Below are 10,754 nucleotides of genomic sequence, written 5' to 3'. Positions count from 1 at the left end.
TCCCGTCACCGTCACCCGCTCTCCCGGTGTCAAATCGAGGGCTTGGGAATCGCGGAGATCGGCATCGACTCGAACTGTGCCGCGATCGGTTTCTAAGATAAACTCATCGTGGTCTCGGATCGATCGCACCGTTCCCACAATTTCCTGACGCTGCTGGAAGCTTTGGCTCAAACGATGGGTTGTCTTGGGAGCAAACGGTATCGAATCAAAGGAATCCGCACGAACGGACATAGCCGTCGCGATTACTAATCCCATAGATAATAAGGCTTTTTTCATTGACCTAAATCTCCAGTACGAAGATACTTTTTTCAAACAGAAAAGATTGCAAAAATCAAAGATCGAATAGAGTGAGACCGTTTAAAGTCCCAGCACTCCTCATCGATATCAAATCCCAATTATTTATCGTTAATCTCTAATTTTACAACATCCCTCGTGCGAAAAGATAGAACGGGGTGAAACTCTGCGTAATATCTTTCAATTGAGTTCTAATCGTCGTCATAGTCGTCATAATCGTCATAGTCATCGTCGTCCCAATCGTCATAACGGTCGTCCGATTCCCCTTGGGTTCGCGTCCACACCAGCGAACCATCTTCACGAGCGATCGAAAAAGCGTCGAAATCCTCGTCATCGTAAACTCCCGTCACCGTCAAGCGATCGCCGGGATCGACGTTCAACACCTGGAAATCGGGAAGTTCGGCTTCGACGCGAACCGTTCCCATCTCCGTATTCAGTAAAAACTCGTCGTTATCGACTAATGCGATCGCCTCTCCCGATAAACGGTCGTTCCTCATTCCTCCAGTCGGCGATTCAAAACCGAGACGAGATCCCACCAGCGAACCGTCTTCACGGGTTATCGAAAAGGCGTCGAAATCTTCGTCGTCGTAAATTCCCGTCACCGTCACTCGTTCTCCCGGCGTGAGGTCGAGAATTTGCGAATCCTGAAGGTCTGCATCGACGAGAACCGTTCCCGAATCGGTTTCTAAGAGAAATTCGTCGTTATCGACCCAAGCGTTCGCGACTCCCGTAATCGTTCCCACACCGGGAGAGGTGAGGGGATCGCCGACAGTTTGTTGGAACGGTGTCGAGACGCGACCTTCTCGATATCCAAAAAGGCGATAGTGTTCCCACGCACTGGTCAGTGTTCCCGCCTCGGACGCTGCTTGTAAGTCCCCGTAACTCGATAGGTAAAAATCGCGATCGAACAGTTCCGGCATCCGTCCTTCCATCGCACCAAAGGTTATAAAATGCTCCCAAGCATCCGCACCCGCCGCTGCTACATCAGGATTGCGTTGTAAGTATTCTGTTGCGTCGAAACCGTATCCCGTGAGGGGATCGAAATAAAACTGCGATCGCAACGAAACGGGAGTATCGCCTCGAGAAATGGCTCGCGTGTCGATTTCCCGTCCGTCAAATTCACTGACGACGAGGTCGATCGTTTCTCCAACCGTCAATCCCAACTGACTCGCCGGAAACGGGTCGGGATCGACGACGTAGCGTTGTCCTCCTGTTTGTAACAGGAAATCGTCGCCATTATCGACAAAGCCTTCTACGACTCCCGAAATCGAGGTTCCGGGTTGCAGAAATCCCTGCGGTGATGTATCGACAGTCGAAGTATTGAGAAGTTCCATCGCAAACAAAATACGTGAGGAGTTGGGTCTAAACCTGTCTGATGTTTACGATAACTGGCAAAAGTGACAGCGTTGTAAATTCTGTCGTTACTTTTGAGTTACTTTTGAGCAGTATTGCGATTAATTATCAAAAGCTAACTCGATCGATTCAGCTTGCCTATTGCCTGCATTTTGCTTCGCAACTGTAGGAGTTCTAAAAAATCGTCAACAGTTTGCTCCCAGTACGATCCCGGTGTCTTTACCGCGTTGAGCTTTTGAGAAATCTCGTCGAGGAGCATCGGAGAAATATAATAGGCAAAACTTTGAAACGTCGATCGCACCGCCCAATTGTAATTATCTTTTGCTGTTTTTATCTCAGCACAAAAGCGTTCGATAACCCGACGAGAAAACACGTCGTTCCAGGGATGACGACAGGTTTTCAACAGTGCCAAACTTGGATGACTTTTCAACAACGGCTGCGGGTTCGCCTCGAGATGTCGCCACACGAAGCCTTCGAGACGTTCGACGGACAAACACTCTGCCAATCCCCGATCGCGATCGCCGCGATCGCACAACTTCTCGGGAATGTCTTCAACCACCTCTAACAACGCCTCAGCCCAAGCTGCATCCGGGTGTCGCGTCGTCGCCACCGCCCACCCTTCGAGTAACACCCCCGCCCACTCGCTCTCGAGTGCGACTTTCACCAATTCCTGGGGCGTCGCCGTTTCCGTCCACCGCGTCGGCGGAACCATCGCCAACTGTTGCAACAACACCCAGGCTTTTTCGCCGATTTTCGTCGGTTTCTTGAGATCGAGACTGTCCCGTTGCATCTCTGCACCACCGGAAATCGGGAGACTCACGCGCAACTCGAGGGACGTTTCCCGTCGCACGATGGAAATCGCCGCCTCGACCCGTCGCCTCACCCGACGACACAACCCCGAATTGGGAAGTCTCGCCAGCAACTCCGCCGCCACCGCCCGAACTTGCTTACTGCGGTCGTCGAGAGCCGTTTCGAGAAAGTGTTCGTCCGCCTCGCTCAACCCCACGGTGAAGGTTTTCAAAAATTCCGCGCGATCGAATGCTTTATCCTGCTGCCAAGTGGATTCGACGAATTCTCTGGCTGTATCGGGTTGCGTTTCCCGCAGTCGTTGCAACAGGAGCAGACGCGTCGCCGCAGTTCCCAGACGCCACTGGCGATCGAGATCGTCGTCTGGGGAAATTCCCGCCACGTCTTCCCAGGCGGGATTTTGCGCCGCCAACCAACGCCCCCGCGACCCGATCGCCGAAAGAACGGCCGAACGCAAATGGCGACGAGAGGCGGCTAAATCCAACAAGGCGGGGAGTTGCTCCGGGGGAACGCAGACTTTGGCGGCGGCGGCGTAACGAACCCACTGGGGAAGGAGTTCCGAACAGTCCGGGCGATCGAGGATTTGTTGTAATAACTGCCCTGCTTCTGGAGAGTAGCGGAGCGTTTCGATTGGGGCGGGAGCGATCGCTTCGCCTTCGAGCTTGGGGAAGCGTTTTCCGGCCCGTCGCCGCGTGGCTTCGATCGCCGCACCTCGGTAAATTTGGCCTTCTTCGTCCATGCGATCGAGCAGTTTTTCGATGCGATCGCTCGCCGTCGGGAGTTGGGGAGACTGTCGCTGCGTCCCCAACAACGCTGCTTTTACGAGGTCTTCCCACATGGTTCGATCGCCTCCCAAATTCGCGCGATCGCATCGGTCAAACGATGGTCGCTGTCGAGTTCCACCAGTCTCGCATACGGTCGCGTTTTAACGTACTCTCGGCTGGCGGAAATGGGGATCGTGTCGTCGCGAACGCCGTGAAAAATCGTCGTGTCCACCGGGCGCATCAATTCTCGAGAGTCGCAACGGCGCAAGTCTTCGACAAACTGGTAGTGTAGCGGTAACTCGCACCCTTCCCCGTAGTGATAAATCTCGAGATATCCGGTATTTTGCCAAACGGCGCGATCGTCTGGCGTCAACCAGGGATCGGGAAATCCGAACGCGGGGGCTAACAGAATCAAGCGTTTGACCGCGAGGGTGTGTTGCGCCACCCACGCCGCCGTCAGTCCTCCCAAACTCGATCCCACGAGAACCGTTGGAATTTCGCCGACGAGAGAGCGAACCTGCTGAATTTGTCGCGTCAGAGTCAGGGTGGAAAAATCGCCGCCGTTGAGGTCGGGAACTTCCCAATCTAAACCACAGGCGAGGGCGCGATCGCCCAACTGACGCGCTTTAGTCGAATTCGGACTCGAGGCCAAGCCGTGAAGGTAAAGGTAACGCATTTTGGAGAAGGGAGCTTCTTCAGGGAAGAGGGAAGAGGGAAGAGTGAGGACAGTTAACGGTTAACAGTGTCACCTCATCACCTCACTGGCGACTGGTGACTGGTGACTGGTGACTGGTTGCTCCCTCCTGTCTGGTCAAAAAGATTCTGTTAAAATCGAGGGCAAGACCGATGAACTCTATCAACGTTCGATCGCATTTAAAGTTTTCCTCGGTTCGATCGCGCTCCGAGTATTGACAAAAGGATTAGAGCTGAGTTTAACTCACCCTTGTTTGTCTGTTCGGCCTATCCGTGGACTTGCCCGTGGGTCGTCAGACTCGAGAAAACTGCTTCTTAGGTTTGGCTGCTGGTGTACTCCCCCAAAGCGCAAAAGATCGAGATCGATCGAGAGTATCCCTGTCCGTGTCGTCGTCCCGGTCGTCTAAAGCCGATAGCACTGACAGACGCCTTCGGCTGCGATCGCTGCCAGCAAATTTTCGTGGTGGACGAGAACGGAACCTCTATCGAGCAGTTGTCCACCCATTACCCCTACAAGCAAGTGTGGCGTTGGACGGGAACCCACTGGATACGAGCGCGAGCGGGTTTGAAGGAAACCTATCTTCCCCTAGCGCTCGGTGTTGTTTTGGTCTTGGCGATTATTTGGTTGCCGTTGGCGTTGCGCTTGCCCGTCGGAGCGAATACAATTCCCTGGATTATCTTAGTGGTTCTGTTGGCAATCTTGCCTGCATTTTTAGTGTGGCTGGCATACCGGCGTGATTCGTAATGACAACCGATTCTCTGGAGATTTGCGACAATCCTATCACCGCAGCGCGTCGCGCCTACCAAGCGTCTTTGGGACTGGCGAACGCGAAAAGTGTCGATCGCTCTAACGCGCTGTTGCGGATGGCGGAGGCGTTACGCGACCGTCAAGACGAGATCCTCGAGTCGAACACCCTCGATCTCGAGGCCAGTCGCGACATGGCCGTTCCCGAACTGCTGTTAGACTGGCTGAAATTGACCCCAGAACGGCTACAAACGGCAGCGAACATCTTAGAACGCCTCGGACAGCTTTCCGACCCAATTCGTCGCGTAACGAACACGCCGCTGCAAGTCGAACAGGCGCAAACTTACTGTCAGTTGATGCCCCTCGGGGCGATCGCGCTGATTTACGAAGCCTTTCCCGAGTTAGGGGCGATCGCGGCAGGAATGTGTTTGAAAACGGGTAACAGCATCGTTCTCAAAGGCAGTACGGAAGCCAGTCAGTCCAATACGGCGATCGCTCGCGCTCTCCAAGATGCCCTCGCCGACACGAACCTGCCTTCGGGTTGCATCGAACTGCTTCCGGCCGATATCGGTACGTCGATTCGCGAACTCGTCAGTCAAGAACACTATCTCAGTTTGGTGATTCCTTACGGTCGCACGAGTTTAGTGCAGCCGATCGTTGAAAAAGCAACAGTTCCTGTGTTGCGGGCTGCGATCGGCAATTGTTATTTATACTGGTCGCCGACGGGAAGTTTAGATGCGGTGCGATCGATCGTTATCGACAGTCATCGTAGCGATCCCGACCCCGTCAACGCCATCGAAAAAATCCTCGTTTCCCCAGAACAAAAATCTTCATCTCTGGTGAGTTTGTGGAACAGCTTGCGCGACAAAGGATTTGAAATTCGCGGCGACGAACGTTTGGTGGAGGAATACCCCGATCTCGTTCTGACCGATGCGGCAGAATGGAGTCAAGCCTATTTAACGAAAACCATCGCGTTTAAAGTCGTCGATAGTTTGGATTTGGGTATTTTTTGGATAAACCAATATAGCAGCGGTCATGCTGACTGTTTGGTCACGGAATCCTACAGCGAAAGTACTGAATTTTCTCTCGGGGTCAAAAGTGCATCGGTGTATATTAACGCTTCGCCTCGGTTTTCTCGCCTTCCCAAATCGGGAAATACCATTTGTTTGGGAATGTCCAATCAGATGGGACATTATCGCGGTTTTATCAGTTTAGAAGCGTTGACGCGCGTGAAACACGTAATTCAAGGACACGAGTGATAATTGAGAGTTGAGAGTTGATAGCGGTCTTCACTCTTTTCTGAAAAAGCTCCCTCTCTCTATGTCCTCTGGGTCTCTGTGGTGCGAGTTCAAAATCTTTCTCAACACCGCTAGGGTAATGGCGTAAGTGGGTTTGACACCAATTTTTCCCAAACTTCCCGAGGCGAGGGTACTTCCCGTTAACAAGGGATTGTCCGAAGCGTAGTAGGCATAGCGCAAAATAACGTTTTCGTCAATACTTTTGCGAATTTTAGAAGCCGCTTGAATGGCTTTTTGTAGGTGTGCGCCTTCCATTTCCAAGCCGATAACGTTCCAAGAAGAACTTTTAAAATATTCGAGGATATCGGCGTTTTGTAAGGAGGTTCCCAGAACCGTGACCATCGCTCCCTCAAATACGGGAATACCACACTCTTTTAAATCCTCGATCGCCAAATCGTTTTCGATAGGATAGTTATCGGCAGTTCCTTCAAAAATATGTGCGGTAGGAACCATCAAATCGCCTTTTTGTCCCGCTAAAATTCCCGCTTTTCCCAACACAGAAATCGAGCGAACGTTGAGTTTGTGAGATGCGCCGTCGAATTGATAGGGTTTGAGCAGCTCGTCCATGATTTCAAAGGCTTGTTCGCCAAAAGCATAATCCATCACCAACAAAACAGGTTTTTCTCGTTCTACCTGTTCTCGATCGATCTGAAGCTCCTCCGAAAGGCGATCGAACGGCAACCGGGACGTATCGATAATTTGGACGTGAACGTTCGTCCCCGCACGGTCTTCGAGAAAATCCATCCCGTGTTGGCTGGCAAATTCCCGCACCTCTCGGTTCAACCGCGCACTCGTCGGCGCACTCAACTCCAACGCCAAAGCTTCGATGGTTTTTGGCGATTTCAACATTTGCGGCGATCGCCCCAATAAAGGAAAAGCGAACAACGCATTGAGAACGCTGTGCAAATTGGCACTAATGACGTGTAACGGACGATTCCAAAGCTGTTTTTCCATCAGGAAGGCTTTCACGTCGTTAGCCCAGGTTTCCCCGTGGATGTGGTGGCCGATGCGCTCTCGCAACGTAGGACTGAAGACAACTTGCTGGGCGTATTCCGGCTGTCTGGCTTCCATCGCGTTACGTCCGAGCCAGTAAATAATATGAAACAGACCGTTATTGTTCGCGCCGCTTTGACTGAAGCGGTGATACGCCTGCACCGTTTCTTCAAAAGTGCGTCCGAGGAGCGTACTCAAATAGGAAAAGGCGCGATCGCGCCAGTCGGCGTCTTCGATTTTGCCCGGATTCTGCGATCGCTGTCGCGACTCCACCGCCATCATCTCTTCGAGTTTCAACCATTCCCGCGTCGGGCGATCGTCCTCGAGGGCGTGTTCCTTAATTTTTTCCCCCTCCACGTGGAGAAACGTTAAATGGGTCAAAATATCGTAAATTTCGCTGCGCCCCCGCGTCACTTCGATCGACATCGTTTCCTCGTCGATGCGGTAACAGTTGCGCCGACGCTTGGCCGGAACGATGGTTTCAAATCCCGAATCTTCGTATCCCTCAGCAGCAATTAACTTGACGAAACGGCATTGTTCGATCCCGCGTGGTAAACGTTCGATGACGTAAGCCAACCCGTCGAGTTCGACTTTTTCAGGATCGGCGATCGAGCCGTAAATTTCCGGTTGCAGGGTTTTCAGAGCTTCCACTAAGGCTTGACCGGATACGCCACCGGGTCGGTAATGACCGCGCACGAACAGGTGACGCATGACGACATAAAGCCGTTCGATCGCCGCGCGAGACTCCTGAGCGCGAGTTCGAGGGGGAATCGGAATCGTCATGGGAAGGGGCAAAATAACGAATTGCCTTCGATCTTAAAGTGTTGCGTCGCTTTGATACGGTGTTTTTTGAAGAGGGCGATCGCCCCTCGCGAGACGCCGCCCCCGTATGAGACACTAGAGTCTCTAGCAGTTACCCCCTCGATCGACTCGTCCCAGGGCATGAGGCACGCACGAGAATCCGCAAAAGACTTAATTTGGCAGTTTTGGCCGACCTTACCCATTTATCCCTATGGTCAACGGCGAACCCTCCGTCACGAGGTCGTCAACAACGCTGTATGGACGTTCGACCAACTGCAAGGCATTTTCTACGTCACCGTCCCCATTCGCATGACGGTGGTGAAACTCGACGAGGGGGGATTGCTGGTATACGCTCCCGTCGCCCCCACTCGGGAATGTTTGCGCCTTCTCAACGAGCTGGTGGCGCAACACGGCGACGTGAAATATATTATCTTTCCCACTTCGTCGGGGTTGGAACACAAAATTTTCGTCGGCCCCTTCGCGCGGTGTTTTCCCCAGGCGAAGGTGTATATCGCGCCGAGTCAGTGGAGCTTTCCGTTTAATTTACCGTTGAGTTGGCTCGGGTTTCCCAAAAACCGCACGTTTATTTTGCCCGAGGAAGCCAGTCACGCGCCGTTTGGGAGTCAGTTCGACTACGAGATTTTGGGGCCGGTGAATTTGGGAACCGGGACGTTTGAGGAGGTGGCTTTGTTCGATCGCCGATCGCGATCGCTGTTGCTCACCGATACCATTGTTTCCGTTCCTGAAGACCCTCCGGCGATCGTTCAGTACGAGTCCTATCCGCTGTTGTTCCACGCCAGAGATACCGCCGCCGACGACTTCGTGGATACGGCGGAAAACCGTCGTAAAGGCTGGCAGCGGATTTGTCTGTTTGCCTTTTATTTTCAGCCCAGCGTTCTGGAAACGCGCAATTGGGGGCAGGTGTTTCGGGAGTCGGCGAAAGCCAAGGATCGATCGCGGCGGGGCTATTTCGGCTTGTTTCCCTTTTTATGGAAACCCGATTGGTATCGATCGTTCGAGGCGTTGCGCGGTGGGGGGCGTCCGTTTGTCGCCCCGGTGTTACAAACCTTGATTCTCAACCGAGCGCCCAAGGAAACCTTGGATTGGTGCGATCGCGTGTCGTGCTGGGGCTTCGAGCGTATCGTTCCCTGTCACTTCGACGCGCCGATTTCCACCACGCCCCAACAGTTTCGCGAGGCGTTCTCGTTTTTGGAAAAATATCCCCAGTGCGATCGATCGTTACCCGACATCGATTTACAACTGTTGCGCGACATCGATGCGAGGTTGAACCGAAGCGGGTTGGTTCCGCCTGCGAAGGAACGGGTTTGAAGGTGCGATGCGGTGGTGGGATGAAGAGGAGAGAAATGCGATCGAAGTCAGATCGAGACTATATCTGCATCACGCACCGCCCCCAACCGACAAATGAGATTATGCGGTGATGAGGAGAGATATGCCACAAACGCTGACTTTACCGAAAATGGGGTGCGGAACCTGGGCTTGGGGAAACCGCCTGTTGTGGGGCTACGATGAAAGTATGGACGTCCAGTTACAAGCCGTGTTTAACCTCTGCGTGGGAAACGGCGTGACCCTGTTCGATACCGGGGATTCCTACGGTACGGGGCGGTTGAACGGACGCAGCGAGACGCTGTTGGGACAGTTTGCGCGGGAGTGTCTGGCACCGAACCGCAACAGTATTTGTATCGCCACCAAACTGGCACCCTTTCCCTGGCGACTGACGCGACAGGCGATGATTTCGGCTTGTGACGCCTCGGCGCGGCGGTTGGGGCGAAACGTCGATTTGGTGCAAATGCACTGGTCTACCGCCAATTACGCCCCCTGGCAGGAATGGCCGTTACTCGATGGGTTGGCGGATTTGGTCGATCGCGGTTGGGTTAAAGGCGTGGGACTGTCGAATTACGGACCGAAACGATTGCAGAAAGTGTATCGCCGATTCCGCGATCGCGGCGTTCCCATCCAAACCCTACAAGTCCAATATTCTCTCCTTTCGACCTATCCCGTTACCGAATTGGGATTAAAAGACCTTTGCGACGAACTGGGGATTCAACTGATTGCGTATAGTCCCCTCGCCTTGGGTATGCTGACGGGAAAATATTCAGAAAAACAACTTCCCCGAGGGTTGCGGGGAGTGCTGTTCAAGCAAATTTTACCCGGTGCGCGTCCGCTGTTGGGCTGTTTGGAGGCGATCGCGCGATCGCGTCACAAAACTATCTCTCAAGTGGCGATTAACTGGTGCATCGCCAAAGGCACAATTCCCATTCCTGGCGCCAAAACCCTCGCTCAAGCCCAACAAAATATCGGGGCGTTAGGGTGGCAGTTAGACTCGGGAGAAATCGCCGAACTCGACAAAGCCGCCGCTCACGTTCCCAAAACGATGGTTCAGAATAACTTTCAAACCCGGTAAGGTTTTTTAGGGAATAGGGAACGGGGAACAGGGAACGGGGAAAAGTTGTAGGGTGCGTGACTCGAACAATCGGGTGTAAATCCTTAGACCGATCGCTCTGTCACGCACCGCCAATGTACACCGCCAACTCCTTTTCCGATAAGCTAGGTTTCAAGAAGTCTTCACCACAGAGACACAGAGGACACAGAGAGGGACTTGTCGGGTTGGGCAAAACCAGTATTTGAGTCCGAGCGGAGTCGAGGACTCAACGCTGAGTGGAGTCGAAGCGTTGAAATTCGGATTCCGTATGACTTGAAAAATAGGGTGTCGAACTCGAGACCGATCGCTCTGTCACACACCGCCAATGTACACCGCCAACATACAAGGGTGCGTGACTTGAAAAATAGGGTGTCGAACTCGAGACCGATCGCTCGTCACGCACCGACAATGTATTTTCCCAATCTCCGCTCTCTAAAACTTACTCAAACTTAATCATTTGATGTTCAGTTCCTAGCTTGGATCTTCGGAGACCTTTCCATCACTAGGCTTGCACGGCCGAGCTATCCGCACATTCCAAATTAATCGCTGCGTTTAAATCACGATCG

At 52.9% G+C, this 10,754-nt stretch carries 8 protein-coding genes and 1 pseudogene; 4 read left to right on the top strand and 5 right to left on the bottom strand.

Going from position 1 to position 10,754, the window contains the following annotated elements; all coding sequences use genetic code 11:
• The 4 genes and pseudogenes from POG22_RS00240 to POG22_RS00225 all read right to left on the bottom strand — a co-directional run.
• Positions 1-276: pseudogene (locus POG22_RS00240) on the bottom strand (hypothetical protein); the annotation flags it as partial.
• A 209-nt stretch (positions 277-485) separates the two neighbouring features.
• Positions 486-1,628 (bottom strand): hypothetical protein, encoded by a 1,143-nt coding sequence (locus tag POG22_RS00235; protein ID WP_498902953.1) that lies wholly within the window; start codon positions 1,626-1,628, stop codon positions 486-488.
• Between the two features lie 134 nt (positions 1,629-1,762).
• Complete coding sequence (locus POG22_RS00230) at positions 1,763-3,292, bottom strand: DUF5691 domain-containing protein (RefSeq protein WP_498902951.1); 1,530 nt, start codon at positions 3,290-3,292, stop codon at positions 1,763-1,765.
• Positions 3,274-3,894 (bottom strand): YqiA/YcfP family alpha/beta fold hydrolase, encoded by a 621-nt coding sequence (locus tag POG22_RS00225; RefSeq protein WP_498902949.1) that lies wholly within the window; start codon positions 3,892-3,894, stop codon positions 3,274-3,276. Before POG22_RS00225 ends, POG22_RS00230 begins: the two co-directional genes overlap by 19 nt.
• Before the next feature lie 348 nt (positions 3,895-4,242).
• Between POG22_RS00225 and POG22_RS00220 the strand changes: the two genes are divergently transcribed.
• Entirely contained in the window at positions 4,243-4,656 is a 414-nt protein-coding gene (locus POG22_RS00220) for a hypothetical protein (RefSeq protein WP_498902947.1), read from the top strand.
• On the top strand, positions 4,656-5,915 hold the full coding sequence (locus tag POG22_RS00215) for a gamma-glutamyl-phosphate reductase (protein WP_498902945.1): 1,260 nt from the start codon (positions 4,656-4,658) through the stop codon (positions 5,913-5,915). Before POG22_RS00220 ends, POG22_RS00215 begins: the two co-directional genes overlap by 1 nt.
• Before the next feature lie 30 nt (positions 5,916-5,945).
• Here POG22_RS00215 and POG22_RS00210 read toward each other — a convergent pair whose 3' ends face one another.
• Positions 5,946-7,730, bottom strand: coding sequence for a DUF6909 family protein (locus POG22_RS00210; protein ID WP_498902943.1), 1,785 nt, complete (start codon positions 7,728-7,730; stop codon positions 5,946-5,948).
• 159 nt (positions 7,731-7,889) lie between these two features.
• On the opposite strand from POG22_RS00210, the gene POG22_RS00205 reads away from it, so the two are divergent.
• Both POG22_RS00205 and POG22_RS00200 read left to right on the top strand, forming a co-directional pair.
• Complete coding sequence (locus tag POG22_RS00205) at positions 7,890-9,077, top strand: DUF4336 domain-containing protein (protein ID WP_498902941.1); 1,188 nt, start codon at positions 7,890-7,892, stop codon at positions 9,075-9,077.
• A 121-nt stretch (positions 9,078-9,198) separates the two neighbouring features.
• Positions 9,199-10,170, top strand: a complete 972-nt coding sequence (locus POG22_RS00200) for an aldo/keto reductase (protein ID WP_498902939.1) — start codon at positions 9,199-9,201, stop codon at positions 10,168-10,170.
• Positions 10,171-10,754: the final 584 nt, after the last annotated feature.

Origin of the sequence: Geitlerinema sp. CS-897, from assembly GCF_028368005.1 — a bacterium.
In the GTDB taxonomy this organism is placed as follows: domain Bacteria; phylum Cyanobacteriota; class Cyanobacteriia; order Cyanobacteriales; family Geitlerinemataceae; genus Baaleninema; species Baaleninema simplex.
This window is presented reverse-complemented; position numbering and strand designations above follow the sequence as displayed.

Bases quoted from the DNA above. Each gene is read 5' to 3' on its own strand.
- POG22_RS00235 (WP_498902953.1), bottom strand. From the start codon at position 1,628: ATGGAACTTCTCAATACTTCGACTGTCGATACATCACCGCAGGGATTT.
- POG22_RS00230 (WP_498902951.1), bottom strand. From the start codon at position 3,292: ATGTGGGAAGACCTCGTAAAAGCAGCGTTGTTGGGGACGCAGCGACAG.
- POG22_RS00225 (WP_498902949.1), bottom strand. From the start codon at position 3,894: ATGCGTTACCTTTACCTTCACGGCTTGGCCTCGAGTCCGAATTCGACT.
- POG22_RS00215 (WP_498902945.1), top strand. From the start codon at position 4,656: ATGACAACCGATTCTCTGGAGATTTGCGACAATCCTATCACCGCAGCG.
- POG22_RS00210 (WP_498902943.1), bottom strand. From the start codon at position 7,730: ATGACGATTCCGATTCCCCCTCGAACTCGCGCTCAGGAGTCTCGCGCG.
- POG22_RS00205 (WP_498902941.1), top strand. From the start codon at position 7,890: ATGAGGCACGCACGAGAATCCGCAAAAGACTTAATTTGGCAGTTTTGG.
- POG22_RS00200 (WP_498902939.1), top strand. From the start codon at position 9,199: ATGCCACAAACGCTGACTTTACCGAAAATGGGGTGCGGAACCTGGGCT.